Raw genomic sequence first — 18,756 nt, forward strand, 5'->3', positions numbered from 1 at the left:
CTAGCCATGGTTAGCGGAGAGAAAATCAGACAAATAAAAGGGAGCTTCGGCTCCCTTTTTGTATTTTAGGGTGCTTGTGTTAGCGCAAGATCCCCGTACAATTTGCGCTATTCACACTCGCTGCAGGCGTTGCACCTACTGTCTATGCGCTTATCATGACTTCGCAGACCACTTATATTGGCCGTTTTGCCCCTTCCCCGTCGGGCCCGCTGCACTTTGGCTCATTGGTGGCGGCACTCGGCTCGTATTTAGATGCTCGCGCACATCACGGGCAGTGGCTGGTACGGATAGAAGATATTGATCCGCCTCGGGAGCAGCCGGGCGCGGCCAGTGATATTTTACGCACGCTGGAGGCGTTTGGCTTTGAGTGGGACGGAGAAGTGCGTTATCAAAGTCAGCACCTTTCTGATTATCAAGCACAAATAGAGGCTTGGCTTGCATCGGGACAGGCGTATTATTGCACCTGTACGCGTCGGCAAATCAAAGAGGCGGGCGGCGTCTACCTAGGTTGGTGTCGTGATAAAGACAAAGGCCCTGACGGGGCCGCGGTGAGGCTAAAAAGCCCCGTGGAGGTGTTAGCCTTCAATGACCGATTGCACGGCACGCTCCACCTGGATGCGAATCTGGCCAACGAAGACTTTATTATTAAGCGGCGTGATGGCTTATATGCATACAATTTGGCGGTGGTATTAGATGATATCGACCAAGGCGTGACCGATATCGTGCGTGGGGCGGATTTGATTATGCCGACAGGGCGCCATATTGCATTGTACCAACAACTCGGCCAACCCGTGCCGCGTTATTTACACCTTCCTCTGGCGGTCAATGCAGAGGGACACAAGCTTTCGAAACAAAACCGGGCTCCTGCCATTGATAATCAAGCGCCGCTTCCTGCTTTACGCGCAGCGATGACGTTTCTTGGTTTGCATGCAGTGGCCGACACTGAGGTGGCTACCCCCACCGAATTATTACACCTGGCGGTCAAGCGTTGGTCGTTGCCACACATACCGAAAAAAACGGAAGTGATGACAGCATTCTAAAATGGCCCACCCTGATATATTATATGCCGCTGTTTCATGGCCCGAACAATCAATACGAGGTGAGCTATCTTTAATCGAGTGACCAGCTTTTGCCGTAAGGTTCTGAATCGTGATAGTAAAACACGAGCAATAGAGGATCTTAAGTTGGAAGTTATCCCCCGCAAAGCACATGGCATTTCGCGAAAAGGTATCAGCGAAAATGCGCTGAAAGTGCTTTATCGCCTGCACAAAGCGGGCTTTGAAGCGTACCTCGTTGGTGGCGGTGTGCGAGACCTTTTGTTGGGGCGTGAACCCAAAGACTTTGATATTGCGACAGACGCAACGCCGGATGAAGTCAAAAAGCTGTTTCGTAACTGTCGACTCATAGGCCGACGCTTTCGTCTCGCCCATATCTTATTTGGCCGCGATGTGATTGAGGTCGCCACGTTCCGAGGCCATCACGGTAAAGGCGAAAAAGATAAGCAAACCGCTCGCTCGGAAGATGGGATGCTATTGCGTGACAATGTATATGGCACCATCGATGAAGACGCGCAGCGCCGTGACTTCACGGTGAACGGGCTGTATTACAATATCGCCGACTTTTCTATTCGGGATTATGCGGGGGGGCTCGATGATCTCAATAACCGCGTTATCCGCCTGATCGGTGATCCTGAAACGCGTTACCGTGAAGATCCGGTACGGATGCTACGCGCCGTGCGCTTTGCGGTTAAGCTTGATATGACGATTAATAGCGCGACAGCGGCGCCGATTGTCGAGCTTGCGCCGTTATTGCAAGACATCCCGGCCGCGCGAATGTTTGAAGAAAGCTTGAAGCTGTTGCAGTCCGGTCAAGGGTTCGCGACGTACCAAATGTTGCGCGAGTATAATTTATTTCAGCAGCTTTTCCCTGCCGTGGCCGCGCACTTTACCGAAGCGCAATCTAGCCAAACGGAACAGATGTTAGAGCAGGTATTACGCTCAACCGATAAGCGGGTGGTTAACGAACAGCGCATTAATCCGGCTTTCTTATTTGCTGCGATGCTGTGGTATCCCTTGGTGACACGGGCGGAAGAAATGGCATTTGAGAGTGGTTTGAGCTACTACGATGCCTTCATGGTGGCCGCCAGTGACATTGTGGATGAGCAAGTTAAGACCATCGCCATTCCGCGGCGCTTCACCGCCATGATACGTGAAGTGTGGCAATTGCAAATGCGTATGACTCGTCGCACTGGTGCGCGTGCCTTTAAAACACTGGACGAGAAAAAATTCCGCGCGGCATTTGATTTGCTCGAGATGCGCGGTGCGGTCGAAGGTGAAGAGACCGAAGCGCTGTGTGCGTGGTGGCGAGACTTTCAGCGTGCAGATCAAAGTGGCCGCCAAAAAATGGTGCGTGCGATCAATAAAGTTCATAATACGCGTAAACCCAAGTCTCGTCGGCGCAAGGGACCGCCACGTCGGCGTAAACCGCAGTCAAATTCAGACGCATGAATCGGGTATATATCGCCATTGGCAGCAACCTCGGTGAGCCTGTAGAAAAAGCCAAACAGGCGATTGCTGCGTTAAAGACACTGCCGCAGAGTCGCTTTGTGGCAGCATCAGCTCTTTATACCAGCAAACCTATGGGGCCGACCGATCAGCCCGATTATGTTAATGCGGTCGCGGAGCTGGACACTCAGCTTGACCCTCTGACACTATTGGATGCAACACAAGCCATTGAGCTTGATTATGGCAGGGAACGCAAAGCAGAGCGTTGGGGACCGAGAACCTTGGACCTTGATATTCTACTCTATGGCAATCGCGTCATCGACGAGCCGCGACTGACGGTGCCACATTACGGCATGAAAGTGCGTGAGTTCGTGCTTTATCCACTTGCCGACATCGCCCCCGACTTGTGCCTGCCTGATGGCAGCACCCTCGCCGCGTGCCTGACGCGCGTTGATCGCAATGGTTTAACCCGTATTAGCGATCACGCTTAATCGGTGGGCCCCAGTTTCAGGCTTTGGGAGACACAATGAAAAAAATCACAATTACCGATCTGATCACTTGGAAGCAGCAAGGGCAGAAGTTTGCGTCCTTGACTGCCTATGATGCGAGCTTTGCTCAATTATTTGAGCAGCAGGACGTGCCTGTTTTATTAGTTGGCGATTCGTTAGGCATGGTGTTGCAAGGAAAAAGCGATACCTTGTCAGTCTCTGTTGACGAGCTGGCGTATCACACCCGTTGCGTGCGAGCGGGCAGTCCTAACAGCTTGCTGATGGCCGATATGCCATTTATGAGCTGTGCCACCCCTGAGCAAGCCTGTACTAATGCTGCAGCGTTGATCAAAGCGGGCGCCAATATGGTCAAAATTGAGGGCGGATCATGGCTGGTTGATACGGTGAAAATGCTGACTGAGCGCGCCGTGCCGGTTTGTGCGCACTTGGGCCTCACCCCGCAATCGGTGAATATCTTTGGTGGCTTTAAAGTACAAGGCCGTGAGGAAGAGAAAGCCGAGCAAATGGTGGCCGATGCGGTCGCGCTAGAGAAGGCCGGTGCACAGATTATCCTACTTGAATGCGTGCCCGCCTCACTGGCTAAACGTATTAGCGAGACGGTGTCGGTGCCAGTGATTGGCATTGGTGCCGGCGGTGATACCGATGGTCAAATTTTGGTCATGCATGATATGCTCGGCGTATCGGCAAACTATATGCCCAAGTTCTCGAAAAACTACTTGGCAGAGGCCGGTGATGCGCGCGCTGCGGTGGCTAAGTATGTGCAGGAAGTGGCGAGTGGCGAATTTCCCGGTTCCGCCCACACGTTTAAATAGAGAGACCGAGTATGCAGGTAATTTCTGAGGTGGCGCCACTGCGCGATCAAATCAGCCAGTGGCAAAAAGCGGATAAGCGCATCGCCTTTGTGCCGACCATGGGGAATCTCCACCAAGGGCATTTAACCTTGGTGCGCAAAGCTCGCGAGCGAGGCGATGCTGTCGTGGTTAGCATTTTTGTTAACCCGATGCAGTTTGATCGCGCGGACGATTTAGCCAACTACCCGCGTACATTGGATGATGATCTGGCTAAGTTGCGTGAAGAGGGCGTGGATCTGGTGTTTACACCAACGGCCGACACGCTATATCCACACGGACTCGATGCACACACCACGGTCGAGGTGCCAAGGCTCTCAACCATGTTAGAAGGGGCATCGCGCCCCGGTCATTTTCGTGGTGTTGCCACCGTGGTGAGCAAGCTCTTTAATTTGGTGCAGCCTGCGGTGGCCTGTTTTGGCGAAAAAGACTTTCAGCAATTGGCGGTGATCCGCAAATTGGTGGCAGATATGGCCATGCAGATTGAGATTATTGGTGTACCCACCGTGCGTGAAAGCGATGGGTTGGCGATGAGCTCTCGTAATAACAACCTAACCGTCGATGAGCGCCAACGTGCACCAGTATTGGCAAAAACCATGCGCTGGATGAGTGCACAAATGCGCAATGGGCGTCGTGATCTCGACGATCTGATTGAAGATGCTCATGATCAATTGCGCGCGGCGGGATTACAGCCTGACGAATTTTATATTCGTGACGCCACCTCTCTTGCGTACGTGAACGAAGACAGCCGACAAGCCGTGATTTTGGTCGCCGCTTATCTTGGTAATACACGCCTTATTGATAACCTGACAGTGGAATTGCATCGAGCCGTCGATAAAGCGGACAAAGCTGATCCCAGTGGCGACTAATGCGTCGTTGCTTAGCCGTCAGCGTCCATAAAATAGGCAATTCGAGTGCGTGGCTTCAGGTACTCTTTCACCACTTCTGGCAATTTGGAGATAGGCACGGCCGTGTCTATCTCTAGCTCACTGTCGCGCATGTCAATGATGGTGGCTTGATCGGAAGGAATATCCGGATCATAAATCATCACATTGGGTTTAAGCAGGGCAGAGCTGTTCACCGAAATAATAATGCCGACATCGTCATTCGACAATTTCACCACCGTCCCCGGTGGATAGACGCCCATCATCTTGACAAATAATGCCAACAAACGTGGGTTGAACTTGGCTTTGTTGTCTTTAAAAAGATGAGACAAGGCAGCAAAAGGCATCCTTGCTGGTGCGCCAAACTGAGGGCGACATAAGCGGTCAAAAAAGTTCACCATACTGACAATTTGTGCCGCTTCGTCAATGTCATCGCCTAATAGGCCTTTGGGGAAACCACTGCCGTTAGCAAACTCGTGGTGCTGGGCAATGATGGTTTCGACTTCAGGGGTACACTCTTTCATTTCTGCTACCAGCTCCGCCCCATAATTAACATGTTGACGGTAGTAATTCATTTCCGGCTCCGTCAGTCGCTCCTTTTTTCGCACGATGGCCGACGGCACCTTCTTTGTACCGATATCATGCAGCACCGCGCCGGTGATCAATGCGCGAAGCTGATCATTGTCGTACCCGTTACTACGTGCCAACATCAGCGCGAGGACGGCCACATTCAGTGAGTGCGCATACATGTCTTCTGCCAGGCTAGGATCGTCCATTAGATGCAGGGTGACATTCGACTCGCTACCAAAGACCATCATGCTATCGACGAGCATGCGGACATCCTCGTTAGCCGCTTGTGGACGGTTGGCCGCCTTCATATTGATGGCCCGTAGCTGTGCCATCGAACGTTGATAATGCTTCTGCACTTTTTGAATGCGCGCACGAAAGCGGCGTTGTTCCTCTATACGCAGTTGTTTCTCCTGCTCCATCGCCGCTTTTTCTCGGCTGACCGCATGTGGATCGACTTCATCCGGGTTTTCTTTTTTTTCTGCCAGTGCGGGTAAAGGCGCCGCCGTACTTTTATCCGGGTAATAGTAGACAAAGCTTATCGGGAGCGAGCGTATCACCTTCGCTTGTGCCTCACTTTCTATTTGAAAACGATTAAGCATAAACGGATGATCGCGCCATTTTAGCGGGAGTTTGATGTAAAGACCGGCTTGAAGTCGCTCTGTTGAGAGCTTGATGCTATTGGCTGACATGCGTTAATGACACTCGATCCATGAGGTAAAAGACAAGAATAAACCCCCAACAGATTACCATAAATTGGTGATGTTGAGTAAAAAGCCTAATCGCTATCGCACTGAACGGAAGTCGACTTAAAGAGTAGCAAAAAGTGCCAGAGGGGGGGATGCATTTGCTGTCGTGGCAAAGCGTTGTGTACCGTGTTTATAGCGGTGCGGCCTGCAAGGTGCGGCCTGCAAGGTCACCGACACGGTGTCGGCATAAAAAAATCCCCACTCGTGTGAGCAGGGATTCTTTTAAATATGGTGCCCGGAGGCGGAATAGATTGCGGCCTGCAAGGTGCGGCCTGCAAGGTCACCGACACGGTGTCGGCATAAAAAAATCCCCACTCATGTGAGCAGGGGTTTTCGTAAACATGGTGCCCGGAGGCGGAATCGAACCACCGACACGGGGATTTTCAATCCCCTGCTCTACCGACTGAGCTATCCGGGCCAGGGCGACTATTAAATAGCATTAACCGGCTCGTGTCAAAGCATATTTAACTGCTTCATTTCATTGGAATAAGTATTATTCCCACGTTGTTTAACCGTTACTTTTTGTGATCTCACTCATTCTTTTGAATGAATAGAAAGGAATGCAAAGGTGTTGATTTTCTTGCATTTAATAAACAGTGCATCACATATTTTATTGTTTTTTAATCATAATTTTAGGTTTTCTTTTTTTAGAAATAACCCTGCTGTCGATAATCCATCTTTAAAAGTAGGGACTAAAATAAGCTGTTCGATTGATTGTTGCTACACTTATTCAACAAGCAAATGAGATGCCTTTTTTTGACAACAGCTTAGGGCGATTCAGCCATGGTAATAGCACTCGGAGAGTCTCTCGATATTTCTCAAGTACAGCAGGTAAAAGCGGAATGGGAGGCGAAAAAGACGGACAATCAGACATACGTCATCGACGCCAGCCAACTGGGCAGAGTGGATGGTGCAGGCCTGCAATTACTGCTGGGGTTGGTACTTTCGTGTGATGATCTTCAGTGGCAAAACGTACCGGATTGCTTACATACTTCGGCACAACATGCCGGCATGACGACTTTATTAAAGCTAAATACTTGATACACGGAGTAGGAGTAAAAGGATGGCCAATATACTAGCAGCGGATGATTCGGTGTCGATTCGGCAAATGGTGAGCCACACGCTAAAAGAGGCGGGTTATCAGGTTGAAACAGCGAATGATGGTGCAGATGCACTGCGAAAAGCAAAGTCTAAAAAGTTTGATCTCATCATTTCCGACGTCAACATGCCGGTGATGGATGGTTTTGAGTTTGTTAAACAAGTGCGAGGCGTGCAGCAGTACAAATTCACGCCGATATTGATGCTCACTACCGAAGCGTCCGCTGAGAAAAAATCGGCGGGTAAAGCGGCGGGCGCGACAGGATGGATTGTTAAACCATTTAACCCAGATACCTTACTGAAAACACTAAAGCGCGTGCTGTAAGGCGCATCAACGGAGGGTGATATGGCCATGGATATGGACCAGTTACGACGCATCTTTTATGAAGAATGTCGTGAGAACCTCGAAGTGCTGGAAAGAGAGCTCTTGGCGCTTGACCCGGGGGCGACAGATCTTGAATCCATTAATACCATTTTCCGTGCTGCGCACTCGATTAAAGGGGGGGCTGCCACCTTTAATCTTGACGATATTAGTCACTTCACTCATGTGATGGAAACCTTGCTTGACGAGGCTCGGGAGGGAAAGCGACAGCTCGACAGCCACACGATCGATGTATTACTGCGTGGTGGCGATTGTATCCTCGCGATGCTTGAAGCATATGAAAATGAGGCTGAGTACGACGAAAGCGAGCGAGATGCGGTGACTGCCGCCCTCAATGCGATTATGGACAGTGACGGTGCGGCTGATTCCTCTTCAAGTGCTTTATCCACGCAGCCGATATCGAGTGACCATGGCTCACAGGAGGCGATGGCCGCAGATATCGAAGAGTGGTTAATCACCTTTGTGCCTCACCCGGATATGTTGTTTTCAGGCAATGACCCTGTCCGGATTTTGCGTGAGTTACATGCATTACCGGGTGGGGCGGAAATTAGCTGTGATCCGACCCAACTGCCACGTTTTGCGCAGTTAGACCCTGAAAAGCTGTATTTACGTTGGGATATTCGGGTTGATGGACATGTCCCACGTGATGAAATCGAAGCGATTTTTGAATGGGTTGAAGACGAGTGCGATCTCACGATTACGCCTATCCATTGTGGCGAGGCCAGTGATGTGGATACCGAACCGGTTGAGGTGGAACCGTCTGCCACTGTGCCACAATCCCCGGAAAAGCCCGCCTCATCTTCTCAGCCCAAATCCGCTGCCAATAAAGCCAACAAACCTGCGGCGAAAAGCGAAGCCAGTGTGTCTTCTATCCGGGTGGAGATAGACAAAGTCGATAACCTAATCAACCTCGTGGGCGAGCTAGTGATTACACAGTCGATGCTGGCAGAGTTAAGTAGTGACTTCTCCCCTGAGCGGCTTGAGCAATTGCAATCTGGCCTTGAGCAACTGATGCTCAATACCAAAGAGTTGCAAGAAAGCGTGCTCGATATCCGCATGTTGCCGATCAGTTTTGCCTTTAACCGTTTCCCTCGTTTGATTCGTGATCTCTCCTCCCAGTTGGGAAAGCGGGTGGAGTTAGTCATTGAAGGCGAGAGCACCGAGCTAGATAAAACCGTGCTCGAACGAATTGCCGATCCGCTGGTGCATTTGGTTCGCAACGCGGTGGATCATGGCTTAGAAACCCCAGAAGTCCGCGCGGAAAAAGGCAAGCCTGAAACAGGGAAAGTGCATCTGAATGCTTACCATCAGGGCGGCTCGATTGTGATTGAAGTCAGTGACGATGGCGCTGGATTACACAAAGAAAGGATCTGGCGCAAAGCGCTGGATAAAGGGCTGATTTCAGACGACCTCCCGCTCAGTGAACTGACCGACGCGCATGTTTTTAATCTTTTGTTTGCGCCGGGTTTTTCAACGGCGGAGCAAGTATCTGATGTGTCAGGGCGTGGCGTGGGCATGGACGTGGTGCGCCGCAACATTGAGCAACTGGGCGGCAACATTGATGTGCACTCAGCACCAGAGCAAGGCAGTACCTTTAAAATCAGCCTGCCACTGACATTGGCTATCTTAGACGGTCAACTGGTGAAAGTAGAAGGCCAAGTATATGTGGTGCCGCTGATCTCTATCATTGAGTCGCTTCAGATTGATAGCCGCCAAATTAAAACCGCATCTGGTGTTCAGCTTTATCGGTTGCGAGAAGAAAACATTCCCATTCTTCGTTTAAAAGAAGAGTTTGAGCTCGGCAGCAGTGGCGACGATCTTGATAAACAGCTGCTTTGTTTGGTCGAAGCCGGGGATAAAAAGGTCGGCCTGCTACTTGATGAGCTGCTCGGGCAGCAGCAAGTGGTGATCAAAAGCTTGGAGTCAAATTATGCCCGCGTGCCTGGTATTTCAGGCGCGACCATTCTAGGAGATGGCTCTGTCTCACTCATTTTAGATATCCAAGGCTTAATCACTCAGTTTTTAGCACGTGTCAGCGATGCCAGCGGTCATATCGCGGCGGCATAAGGAGAGGCGATGCAGACGGTAACGGAATCAGACAATGTGCTCGATATCGATGATCGTGTTGAGCAACTGCAAGGCAGTGACTATCTGAGCTTCGAACTAGATGGCGAACTGTATGGCGTCGATATCCAAACGGTAGAGGAGATTCGGGTGTGGGAGTCACCGACACTGATCCCGCGCTCGCCCACTTTTATTTTGGGCGTGATCAACCTACGCGGAATGATAGTGCCCGTGATGGATTTACGTATTCGCTTTCAGGCCAAACAGGTCGATTATCACCGAGAAACCGTGGTGCTGATTTTGCGCGCCAGTGAAGTCGCCAATAACAAGGTGATGGGCGTAGTGGTCGATGCCGTTTCCGATGTGGTTGACCAAGGGGAGGGACAGATTATGCCTCCGTTTGGTGATTCTCAGGTGATTGCTTATGTCAGTGGCTTACTCAATGTCGGCGAGCGGGTGATGTCGTTGGTGAATGTGGATGAGTTGTTGCGTATCGAGCGATGGATATAGGTGGGGATATGGCGCAATCGCGAGAATACTTAAGTTTCTTACTCGAGGATGAAGAATACGGCGTCCATATTCTCGATGTGAAAGAGGTGAGAGGGTGGTCGGAAGTCCGTCGTATTCCTAACACCCTGCCTCACATGTTGGGGGTGCTGGAGTTACGGGGGGAGTACATTCCCATTATGGACATTCGCCAGTGCTTTGGTATGACGCCAGCGACGCTCACCGCCATGAGCGTCATCATTATTGTTCGCAACCAACAAGGGGTGTCGCTCGGTATCGTCGTGGATGCGGTGGCTGAAGTGCACAACTTGGAAAAAGAGCAAATTAAAGCCCCTCCAGGACTGCACCAACACGATGAGTGGTACATGGAGGGCATTGCGTCAGTGAATGACAGGCACCTGGTGTTGATTAACTTGGAACAGTTGTTCGACTTTGATCAGTTACAACAAAGCGCACAACCGGAAAGCGCAAACGAGGACTAGAATATGGCGTGGTTTAAAAGGGAAGTACAGCAAGACAACCAACAGACAAAACAGAATGTGCAGCTGTTAGCGGCACTTAATGTCGCGCCTGCTGCACTTGTGATGCTCGACAGTCAGCAGCAAGTCACCTTGATTAATCGACGTGCGCTGCAACTGTTGCAATGTTATCAGGCCGCGATTCGCGAGCACGGCAATGTCGATTTCACCGCGCAAAGTGAAGTGCTGTTTGGTAAACCGATGAGCAGCATACTTGCGGCGGATTTGGTGGACTACCAACAGTGGCAGCAGCTTATTGACGACAAACCATCGGTCCAAACTGTCGAGTTAGGCGCGGGCAAGTTGCGTGTGTCTGCCAGTAAAGTCGCCGATGGGCAAGGCTACAGTGTTGAGCTGTGTGATGTGACGGCACGCGCCCACCAAACGGAGGAGCACCAACGTCTTAAAGGCGCATTGGATAACACTCACAGTGCGTTCGTTTTATTGGGAAGACAGGGCGAAATCACCCATGTGAATGAGCAAGCGGTAAAACTGTGTAAACAGCATGAGAAAACCTTTCGGGCGAAAAACAGTGCCTTTGTTGCCAGCCGTGACGATATTCTTGGCAAACATATTGATTATCTTTTTCCTCAGCTGCAGCGCGAAACCTTTCATACCCCCGATAAGATGCCTATCAATCGGGATATTCGCTTTAAAGATGCGCGCTTTGAGTTTCATGCCACTGCCAGTTACGACCGTCACGGTAAGCATGTAGGCACCACGATTGAGTGGCGTGATGTCACTGAAAGGCGTAAGAAAGAGTCAGAACGTTCATTATTGGCGGCCGTGGTCGAGGGAATGACCACCAATGTAATGCTAGCAGATAAAGACGGTACCATTCGCTATCTTAACCCGGCAGTGACGGAGCTGTTCAAGAGCCGTGAAGATGAAATGCGCGAGATTTTCCCCGGCTTCTCAACGGATAAACTCGTAGGCACTAGTATTGACCAATTCCACAAAAACCCAGCGCACCAACAATCTGTGATTGCCAACCCCGACCGTATGCCATTTAAAGCTGAGATTACGGTCGGGGAACTCGAATTTGCGCTTAATTGTATTGCCCTCTACGACGATGACGATGAGTACATTGGCCCTGCGCTGCAATGGGAGGACATTACCGAGCAAATGGATGGTCAGCGCCAAGTCGAGCGTCTTATCGCAAAAGCGGCGGATGGTAATCTGAGCGATCGGATGAATACCAGTAACTATCGTGGCGCGATGGCAAAACTCGGTGAGGGGATCAACCAGTTACTGGATAGTGTTGTCGATCCGCTTAACGAGTGTATTCGCGTGATGCGAGGGGTCTCGAAAGGGGATCTCAAAACGACTATGCCGGAAGACTACAAAGGCGAGTTTGAAGATCTCAGCCAAGCGGTCAATGCATCGATTAATAACGTTCGTAACATGGTCGAAAAGATCACGCATTCGTCGGCACGGGTGGCGTCTGCGTCAGCCGAAATTGCTGAGGGAAATAACGACCTGAGCGAGCGCACTGAAGGGCAGGCGGCTAATCTGCAGGAAACGGCTGCCAGTATGGAGCAGATGACAGCGACCGTGAAGCAGAATGCGGAAAGTGCGTCATCGGCCAATACTCTCTCCACTAAAGCCAGTGAAAAAGCGCGCAAAGGCGGTGAAGTGGTCAAAGAGACCGTGGATGCGATGGCGGAAATTAACGATGCCAGCAAGAAAATTGCTGACATCATTGGGGTGATTGATGAAATCGCATTCCAGACCAATTTGCTGGCTTTGAATGCGGCGGTAGAGGCTGCGCGTGCGGGTGAGCAAGGACGTGGTTTTGCCGTTGTCGCTGGCGAGGTTCGTAACTTGGCGCAACGCAGTGCCGGCGCGGCGAAAGAGATCAAGGACTTGATCAAAGACAGTGTGGAAAAAGTCACGCAAGGGTCGAAGCTCGTGGACGAGTCTGGCGAAATGCTAGAAGAAATTGTCGCGTCGGTGTCGGAAGTCTCCCAGTTGATTGACAAAATTAATGCGGCGAGCCAAGAGCAAGCCACGGGCATTGATGAGATCACACGCTCAGTGGCACGAATGGACCAAATGACACAGCAAAATGCTGCGCTCGTTGAAGAAGCGGCCGCGTCTAGTCAGTCGATGAGAGAAGAGGGCGCGGAGTTAATTAACTTGATTGGCTTCTTCCAAGTGGATATTGATGCCGACAAGCTCGTAGATATTCAAACCCCGAGCTCGAAACCCAAGGTTACCCCGACTCACACGACTAAGACAGCGCCTAGAGCGAGCAGTGACAGTTACCGCAATGGTGAGGCCGCCAAAGCGCGTCTCAAGGCAGTGAACAGTCAAAAGTCGTCGAGCAATGAAGTCAGTGACGAGTGGGAGGAGTTTTAATCATGTCAGCGCCAGTGAATGCTTCGTCGGCTGGCGCCTATGATTTTAGCCAACGGCATTTCCACTATGTACAGACGTTTATGGAAAGCGAAACGGGTATTTTTCTTGCGGATAAAAAGAAAAGCATGGTGTATGGCCGGTTGGCGCGCTGCTTACGCAGAACAGGGATGGCGACTTTTGATGATTATTTTGCGCTGGTGGAGCAGAGCAAAGATGAACGTGTGGCCTTCATTAACGCGCTAACCACCAATAAAACCCAGTTCTTTCGTGAACGTCATCATTTTGAGTTTTTAGCGCATCAGCTTATTCCGCAGTGGCAAGCGGCGAAGCAAAAGCGTATCCGGATTTGGTCAGCGGGCTGTTCGACCGGTGAAGAGCCTTACACCATCGCGTCGGTATTGGCGGGTCATGGGATGTTAGAGGGGCAATTAGATGTACAAATTCTTGCCACTGACTTAGATACCCAGGTGCTCAATACCGCCAGTAATGGCACTTACAGTTTGGAAGTGGCGCACACCATCCCCAAAGCGTATTTGCAAAACGGCTTTTTAAAAGGAAAAGGCATCAAACAAGACTTGTTTAAGGCCAAACGTCCACTTCGTGATGCGATCAGTTTTAAGCAACTGAATTTAAAAGGGGAGTGGCCTCACAAGTACGCAATGGACGCGATCTTTTGTCGCAACGTGATGATCTATTTTGAGCGCGATACACAGCAGCGACTCATTGAGCGGTTTTGGCAGCAGCTTGTTCCCGGCGGTGTGCTTTTTATCGGCCACTCGGAAGGGATCGGAAAGATGGCAGAGAGGTTCGATAACTTAGGCCACACCATGTATCGCAAACGGGAGTGATATGCACCAAGCGTTGGAATTACATCATCATGCGCATGAGAAAACACTGAAACGTTTTTTTAGTCCTGAGCATGATAAGCACATGGTGAAGCTCCAGCCTGGCGATGTTTATGTTAGCTCTGATGATGAGCTGATTGCCACAGGCTTGGGCTCATGTATTGCCGCGTGTATTTGGGACCCTTTGGCTCAAGTCGGAGGCATGAACCATTTTATGTTGCCACTCAAGCGTGAAGAGGCGGAGTCCACCTGGACACCCGAACAGCATTTGTCGCGTGCCGCGCGCTATGGCAACTACGCGATGGAAATTCTGATCAACTCTTTGTTGCAACAAGGTGCGGTGAAAAACCGGCTGCGGGTAAAGCTGTTTGGTGGTGGCAATATCATGGGGCAAAACATCGCGATTGGCCGTAAGAATATCGATTTTGTTCGCCAATATGTCATCAATGAGCAACTCCCCTTGATATCTGAAGACCTTGGGTTGGCATTTCCACGCCGGGTACTTTTCGAGCCGCGCACGGGTAAAGCGTGGGTAAAGAAGATTCAATCGTTGAGCCAAAAAGAGTTGGTGGCGGAAGAAACGCAATACAACCAGCGCTTGCTGCAGGAGTCTTACAATGATGGCGCCGACGAGCAAGATGTGGAGTTATTCTGATGAGCCAATATCGCTACAAAGTGTTAGTTGTCGATGACTCGCCGCTTTATCGCACCTTGATAAGAGAATGCCTAGAAAGTGACGCTGAGTTAGAAGTGGTTGGCGCAGCGGCAGACCCCTACGAGGCGCGCGAGAAGATTAAAAAGCTTAATCCCGACGTGATCACGCTCGATGTTGAAATGCCCAAAATGGATGGCATCCAGTTTCTTAAAAACCTGATGCGCTTGCGGCCGATGCCCGTGATCATGGTCTCGACCCTGACTCAGCATGGTGCAGATGTCACCTTGGCGGCACTGGAAATCGGCGCGGTGGATTATGTGCCTAAGCCCTCAGCGAACAGCGCGACCGCGATCACTCGCGAGCGTGATGAGCTGGTCAGCAAAGTGAAAATGGCTGCCCAGGCCAATGTCGGACAAACAAAGAGTTGGCATAAACAGCCGAATGTCACCATCGATCGTCAGCATTACAACCGCCGGGGCTATCAAGTCATTGGTTTGGGGGCATCGACGGGAGGAACAGAGGCACTGCGCGGCGTCCTCGAACGTCTGCCTGCCCACATGCCACCGATTGTGGTGACGCAACATATCAAAGCGGCGTTTTGTGGCCCTTTCGCCAAGCGGTTAGACCGTGCGTGTCGTTTGCAGGTTGAAGAAGTGACTTCGGAAAGGGTGCCTTTGGTACAAGGGCATGTCTATGTGGCGCCGGGAAACCAACACCTTACCGTCGTTAATCGACAAGGGCATTTGTATTGTCAGCTCTCTAATAGTGACCCGGTTGAACGACATCGTCCATCGGTTGATGTGATGTTCTCATCCATCGCAGAGTCGGTGGGAGGGAAATCTATTGGTGTGATATTAACCGGGATGGGCAGAGACGGCGCAAATGGTTTGCTGCAAATGTATCAAACCGGTGCACTTACTGCTGCGCAAGACCAAGCGAGTTCAGTGGTATGGGGAATGCCAAGAGTCGCGATCGAACTTGGTGGCGTGGCAAAGACGCTGTGTTTAACCGAAGTGGCAAATTTTTTAGTGGAGGCCGTGTATGGACGCTAATCGCTACACATTTATTTGGCCACCTGCGCTGACAATGGTCAGTGTGGTTGCGTTAGCGCTTTGGTCAATGTCTTGGCAGACCATGGCGCTTGCTGGGCTTGTGCTCGCCAGCATGAGCTGGCACCTGTGGACATTACGCCACACAGCGCAATCTATCACTCAGCATGGCGCCTCTGACAGCACTGAGACGGGCGATGAGCCTCAGCAAATTTTGCGTCGTATCCACCATATTCTGTCTATTGAACTCGTCCCTATCCGTGAGCAACTCTCACGCCAACGTGAGGTGATTGATAACTCGGTAGAAAGCCTTAACAACAGCTTTTTCGCGATGCAAAGTGCCTGTCGTGAACAGGTCAACACTGCCACCAAAATGGCTAATGAGCTGCTCTATAATGATGAGAGTGAATACAGTCTCACCAAGGTGTTGCCAGCCACTGAGAAAGCCATTGATGGCTATATCGACATCATGGTGAAGGTCAGTGATAAAAGCGTGGCATCGATTTATATCATCGAAGAGATGTCCGGCAAGCTCAATGAAGTGTTCCAGCTGTTGGATGATGTGCAGGCCATGTCAGAGCAGACCAACTTATTGGCGCTTAATGCGGCGATTGAAGCGGCGCGAGCGGGGGAAAATGGGCGCAGCTTTGCCGTGGTGGCGCAAGAAGTTCGCTCCCTCGCGATTAAAGCGACCGATCTGAATACCGAAATTCACAAACACATCGATTTGGCCCAAGACAGCGTCGATAAAACAAAGTCGACAGTGGGGGAGATCGCCTCGCTCGATATGACCGAATCAATTCGCTCGAAAGACTATATTGATTCGCTCCTTGAAGGGGTTAAAGAGGTCAATGATGAAGTGGGTAAAGAGATAGAACGCGTTTCCTCTCTGGGCGAGCAAGTGCAAAGTGAAGTGAACACATGTATCAAAAACCTCCAGTTTGCCGACATTGTATCGCAACAAGGTGGGCACATACTCGATAACTTGCACATCTTAGAAGAATTGAACGAGCTCATTGTTAACACCATGGCGGACGATACCATCGACTGGCCGCAACTCAACCAACAGGTCAATGAGATAGAGGAAAAAGCGGGGTCTGCGGCGCGAGCGCCAGCGAAACAAGCCTCGTTAGACGAGGGTGACATTGAATTATTTTAAGGATGCTTCATGAATATCAAACGCGACATATCGAGTGATGAAAAACAAGCCGTTCTGCATGTAAAGGGCGAGTTTAACTTCGCTTTGGTTCAGGAAGTGCGTAACGCCTATGTGGATCTTAAAGGGAAGGACGTGATCGTCGATTTACGGGAAGCGACTTATATGGACAGTGCGGGACTGGGGATATTGCTCAATATGCAAGATTATCTCGATAAGCCTAATGGTGCGATCAAGCTGGTCAATTGCTCTGATGCGATAAAACGGGTGCTATTGATTGCCAAGTTTGAAAAGAAATTCCACATTGAGTGAGTAAGCGCCTATGAACGTCTTGGTAGTGGATGATGAACCGGCATTAGTACATTATATTGCCGCGGCATTAAAGAGCGAAACAGACAATATCAGTATGGCGATGAATGGCCAAGAAGCGTTATCGCTCCTCGAGAATATTGATCCTGGAATGTTTCCTGATCTCATCATTTCAGATGTGAATATGCCCAAGCTCAATGGCTTTGACATGGCGCAAGAGATAAGGAATCGCTATCCGCAAAAATTGCTGCCGATTGTGTTCCTTACCGGGGTGAGTGATCCTGATATCTTTGCTAACTGCTTAAAAGCAGGGGATGACTTTGTCAGCAAACCCGTTGACACCGCCGTGCTGATCGCCAAGGTGCGCACGCATTTGCGCCATGTTCGCTTATTCCGAGAAGTTAGTCACCAACGCGACCAACTCAAGCAATTCCAAGAAACCACCGTTTACGAACATGCCATGGCTAGCCAGATATTTGAACGCTTGATGTCGTTCAATGTTGATGGCGTGCCGGGTGTCGAGACGTTCTCAGGCGCATTTAGCCTTTTTAATGGTGATGTGACCATGGTTCTCCGCCGACCATTTGGTGGACTCTATATTATGATTGCGGATGCCACTGGGCATGGCCTACCCGCCGCTATCAGTACTATTCCTGCGGTTAAAACTTTTATCGCCACGGCAAAACGAGGGTTGCCTGTGGGTGATATGGCCATTGAAATAAATGAGCATATCTGTACTTTTATGCCAGTTGGCACCTTACTTGCCGGCGCGTTGGTGGAGGTGATGCCAGATGGCCTGACGGTTAACGTTTGGAGTGGCGGGCTACCCGATGCGTATTGTCTGGATAAACACGGGCAAGTACTCGCCGCATATCAAGGTCGGCATATGGCATTAGGCGCACAAGCAAAAGGGCAGTTTGATGCCACTATCACTCGATTAGCGCTTCAGCCGGGCCAACGCTTGTTTTTTGCTACCGATGGCGTGACAGAAGCACGTAATAGCGCAGGTAAGCAGTTGGGCGAAGTTGGGCTGATTCGGACCCTAAGTGGCTGTCAAGGCAGCTTGATAGCACAAACCAAGCGTACCTTAACTGCCTTTGCCGGTGACAATGGTGTCACGGATGATGTGTCTATGCTCGAGCTGACCTTCCCGCTGATAGCCCCTCCTCGTGAGCTGCTTCCTGAAAAGAGCGCGACTTATTCGGTCGTCCCTTCAACAACTCACATCGTGTTTGATACGGCTTTGCTAAAAGAAGCGGATATTGTTAGGGACTTGCGCGGCCGTGTAAAAGGGATGGTCGGCGAGAGTACTGACTTAGATTTGATTTGTACCGTGGCGTCAGAGCTTATCACCAATGCGCTGGACTATGGCATTTTAGGCATGCAGTCGGTGAGTAAAGACGATGTGGATGGCCTACTGCATTACTTTAGCGAGCGGCAAGCCAAGCTCAACGCGTTGAGCGGGGATTATGCCATTAAACTTGATTTGGTTTATCAACCTGTAGAAGGCTTCTTAAACATGCGTTTGTCACACACGGGAGACGGGTTCGACTATCAGTGGCACTTACATGATAAAAATCATGATGCAGATAGCCTTTCCGGTCGAGGGATTACTCTGGTGCAATCAATCTGTGAGGAAGTCATTTACAGTGATGAGGGGCGTCAAGTCGATGTGGTATTCAAATTACAGATGAATGAGTGACATAGTTGACGATAGCCACACAAGCCAAACAAAAAAAACGCTAACCTTT

General features: G+C 50.5%; 18 protein-coding genes and 1 tRNA gene. 17 read left to right on the forward strand and 2 right to left on the reverse strand.

Translation table 11 applies throughout. From position 1 onward, the window contains the following. The first annotated feature begins 155 nt into the window (after positions 1 to 155). The 5 genes from gluQRS (at position 156) to panC (ending at position 4,730) form a co-directional block, all read left to right on the forward strand. On the forward strand, positions 156 to 1,040 hold the full coding sequence (gene gluQRS / locus WN56_RS05190; RefSeq protein ID WP_046074012.1) for a tRNA glutamyl-Q(34) synthetase GluQRS: 885 nt from the start codon (positions 156 to 158) through the stop codon (positions 1,038 to 1,040). Positions 1,041 to 1,142: 102 nt separating this feature from the next. Next, positions 1,143 to 2,507: a polynucleotide adenylyltransferase PcnB gene (gene pcnB / locus WN56_RS05195; RefSeq protein ID WP_046074209.1), complete on the forward strand. Its 1,365-nt coding sequence runs from the start codon at positions 1,143 to 1,145 to the stop codon at positions 2,505 to 2,507. Further along, positions 2,504 to 2,995 carry a 2-amino-4-hydroxy-6-hydroxymethyldihydropteridine diphosphokinase gene (folK, locus tag WN56_RS05200; protein WP_046074013.1) on the forward strand — a complete coding sequence of 164 codons (492 nt, stop codon included), beginning with the start codon at positions 2,504 to 2,506 and terminating at the stop codon, positions 2,993 to 2,995. The genes pcnB and folK overlap by 4 nt, the downstream gene beginning before the upstream one ends. A 35-nt stretch (positions 2,996 to 3,030) precedes the next feature. Further along, positions 3,031 to 3,825, forward strand: coding sequence for a 3-methyl-2-oxobutanoate hydroxymethyltransferase (panB, locus tag WN56_RS05205; RefSeq protein WP_046074014.1), 795 nt, complete (start codon positions 3,031 to 3,033; stop codon positions 3,823 to 3,825). 11 nt (positions 3,826 to 3,836) lie between these two features. Further along, positions 3,837 to 4,730 (forward strand): pantoate--beta-alanine ligase, encoded by an 894-nt coding sequence (gene panC, locus WN56_RS05210; protein WP_046074015.1) that lies wholly within the window; start codon positions 3,837 to 3,839, stop codon positions 4,728 to 4,730. A gap of 11 nt (positions 4,731 to 4,741) precedes the next feature. Here the strand turns inward: panC and WN56_RS05215 are convergent, their stop codons facing one another. Beyond that, positions 4,742 to 6,004: an HD domain-containing phosphohydrolase gene (locus WN56_RS05215; RefSeq protein WP_046074016.1), complete on the reverse strand. Its 1,263-nt coding sequence runs from the start codon at positions 6,002 to 6,004 to the stop codon at positions 4,742 to 4,744. A gap of 399 nt (positions 6,005 to 6,403) precedes the next feature. Then, positions 6,404 to 6,479: transfer RNA gene (locus WN56_RS05220), tRNA-Phe, on the reverse strand. A gap of 365 nt (positions 6,480 to 6,844) precedes the next feature. Here WN56_RS05220 and WN56_RS05225 point away from each other — a divergent pair. From WN56_RS05225 to WN56_RS05280, 12 genes are read left to right on the forward strand one after another with little or no spacing between them, the layout of a single operon-like run. Next, positions 6,845 to 7,102 carry an STAS domain-containing protein gene (locus tag WN56_RS05225; protein WP_046074017.1) on the forward strand — a complete coding sequence of 86 codons (258 nt, stop codon included), beginning with the start codon at positions 6,845 to 6,847 and terminating at the stop codon, positions 7,100 to 7,102. A gap of 22 nt (positions 7,103 to 7,124) precedes the next feature. After that, the gene (locus WN56_RS05230) at positions 7,125 to 7,484 is read left to right on the forward strand and encodes a response regulator (RefSeq protein ID WP_046074018.1); all 360 of its coding nucleotides are present in this window, start codon (positions 7,125 to 7,127) and stop codon (positions 7,482 to 7,484) included. A 21-nt stretch (positions 7,485 to 7,505) separates the two neighbouring features. After that, complete coding sequence (locus tag WN56_RS05235) at positions 7,506 to 9,608, forward strand: chemotaxis protein CheA (RefSeq protein ID WP_046074019.1); 2,103 nt, start codon at positions 7,506 to 7,508, stop codon at positions 9,606 to 9,608. A 9-nt stretch (positions 9,609 to 9,617) separates the two neighbouring features. Beyond that, a complete protein-coding gene (locus WN56_RS05240; protein ID WP_046074020.1) occupies positions 9,618 to 10,115 on the forward strand; it encodes a chemotaxis protein CheW in 498 nt (165 codons plus the stop codon). Positions 10,116 to 10,123: 8 nt separating this feature from the next. Beyond that, a complete protein-coding gene (locus WN56_RS05245; RefSeq protein WP_046074021.1) occupies positions 10,124 to 10,594 on the forward strand; it encodes a chemotaxis protein CheW in 471 nt (156 codons plus the stop codon). Positions 10,595 to 10,597: 3 nt separating this feature from the next. Further along, complete coding sequence (locus tag WN56_RS17160; protein ID WP_046074022.1) at positions 10,598 to 12,991, forward strand: methyl-accepting chemotaxis protein; 2,394 nt, start codon at positions 10,598 to 10,600, stop codon at positions 12,989 to 12,991. Between the two features lie 2 nt (positions 12,992 to 12,993). Continuing rightward, positions 12,994 to 13,839: a protein-glutamate O-methyltransferase CheR gene (locus WN56_RS05255; RefSeq protein WP_046074023.1), complete on the forward strand. Its 846-nt coding sequence runs from the start codon at positions 12,994 to 12,996 to the stop codon at positions 13,837 to 13,839. Position 13,840: 1 nt separating this feature from the next. Continuing rightward, positions 13,841 to 14,491, forward strand: coding sequence for a chemotaxis protein CheD (locus tag WN56_RS05260; RefSeq protein WP_046074024.1), 651 nt, complete (start codon positions 13,841 to 13,843; stop codon positions 14,489 to 14,491). Next, a complete protein-coding gene (locus tag WN56_RS05265; protein ID WP_046074025.1) occupies positions 14,491 to 15,543 on the forward strand; it encodes a chemotaxis response regulator protein-glutamate methylesterase in 1,053 nt (350 codons plus the stop codon). The genes WN56_RS05260 and WN56_RS05265 overlap by 1 nt, the downstream gene beginning before the upstream one ends. Next, the gene (locus tag WN56_RS05270) at positions 15,533 to 16,699 is read left to right on the forward strand and encodes a methyl-accepting chemotaxis protein (protein WP_046074026.1); all 1,167 of its coding nucleotides are present in this window, start codon (positions 15,533 to 15,535) and stop codon (positions 16,697 to 16,699) included. The genes WN56_RS05265 and WN56_RS05270 overlap by 11 nt, the downstream gene beginning before the upstream one ends. Positions 16,700 to 16,708: 9 nt before the next feature. Continuing rightward, on the forward strand, positions 16,709 to 17,008 hold the full coding sequence (locus WN56_RS05275; protein ID WP_046074027.1) for an STAS domain-containing protein: 300 nt from the start codon (positions 16,709 to 16,711) through the stop codon (positions 17,006 to 17,008). 10 nt (positions 17,009 to 17,018) lie between these two features. After that, positions 17,019 to 18,707 carry a SpoIIE family protein phosphatase gene (locus tag WN56_RS05280; RefSeq protein WP_046074028.1) on the forward strand — a complete coding sequence of 563 codons (1,689 nt, stop codon included), beginning with the start codon at positions 17,019 to 17,021 and terminating at the stop codon, positions 18,705 to 18,707. Positions 18,708 to 18,756 lie beyond the last annotated feature (49 nt).

The organism is Salinivibrio sp. KP-1 (assembly GCF_000968645.1).
GTDB lineage: Bacteria > Pseudomonadota > Gammaproteobacteria > Enterobacterales > Vibrionaceae > Salinivibrio > Salinivibrio siamensis.

Excerpts from the sequence above, each read along its gene's own strand:
- gluQRS (WP_046074012.1), top strand. The coding sequence starts at position 156 with ATGACTTCGCAGACCACTTATATTGGCCGTTTTGCCCCTTCCCCGTCG.
- folK (WP_046074013.1), top strand. The coding sequence starts at position 2,504 with ATGAATCGGGTATATATCGCCATTGGCAGCAACCTCGGTGAGCCTGTA.
- panB (WP_046074014.1), top strand. The coding sequence starts at position 3,031 with ATGAAAAAAATCACAATTACCGATCTGATCACTTGGAAGCAGCAAGGG.
- panC (WP_046074015.1), top strand. The coding sequence starts at position 3,837 with ATGCAGGTAATTTCTGAGGTGGCGCCACTGCGCGATCAAATCAGCCAG.
- WN56_RS05215 (WP_046074016.1), bottom strand. The coding sequence starts at position 6,004 with ATGTCAGCCAATAGCATCAAGCTCTCAACAGAGCGACTTCAAGCCGGT.
- WN56_RS05225 (WP_046074017.1), top strand. The coding sequence starts at position 6,845 with ATGGTAATAGCACTCGGAGAGTCTCTCGATATTTCTCAAGTACAGCAG.
- WN56_RS05230 (WP_046074018.1), top strand. The coding sequence starts at position 7,125 with ATGGCCAATATACTAGCAGCGGATGATTCGGTGTCGATTCGGCAAATG.
- WN56_RS05235 (WP_046074019.1), top strand. The coding sequence starts at position 7,506 with ATGGCCATGGATATGGACCAGTTACGACGCATCTTTTATGAAGAATGT.
- WN56_RS05240 (WP_046074020.1), top strand. The coding sequence starts at position 9,618 with ATGCAGACGGTAACGGAATCAGACAATGTGCTCGATATCGATGATCGT.
- WN56_RS05245 (WP_046074021.1), top strand. The coding sequence starts at position 10,124 with ATGGCGCAATCGCGAGAATACTTAAGTTTCTTACTCGAGGATGAAGAA.
- WN56_RS17160 (WP_046074022.1), top strand. The coding sequence starts at position 10,598 with ATGGCGTGGTTTAAAAGGGAAGTACAGCAAGACAACCAACAGACAAAA.
- WN56_RS05255 (WP_046074023.1), top strand. The coding sequence starts at position 12,994 with ATGTCAGCGCCAGTGAATGCTTCGTCGGCTGGCGCCTATGATTTTAGC.
- WN56_RS05260 (WP_046074024.1), top strand. The coding sequence starts at position 13,841 with ATGCACCAAGCGTTGGAATTACATCATCATGCGCATGAGAAAACACTG.
- WN56_RS05265 (WP_046074025.1), top strand. The coding sequence starts at position 14,491 with ATGAGCCAATATCGCTACAAAGTGTTAGTTGTCGATGACTCGCCGCTT.
- WN56_RS05270 (WP_046074026.1), top strand. The coding sequence starts at position 15,533 with ATGGACGCTAATCGCTACACATTTATTTGGCCACCTGCGCTGACAATG.
- WN56_RS05275 (WP_046074027.1), top strand. The coding sequence starts at position 16,709 with ATGAATATCAAACGCGACATATCGAGTGATGAAAAACAAGCCGTTCTG.
- WN56_RS05280 (WP_046074028.1), top strand. The coding sequence starts at position 17,019 with ATGAACGTCTTGGTAGTGGATGATGAACCGGCATTAGTACATTATATT.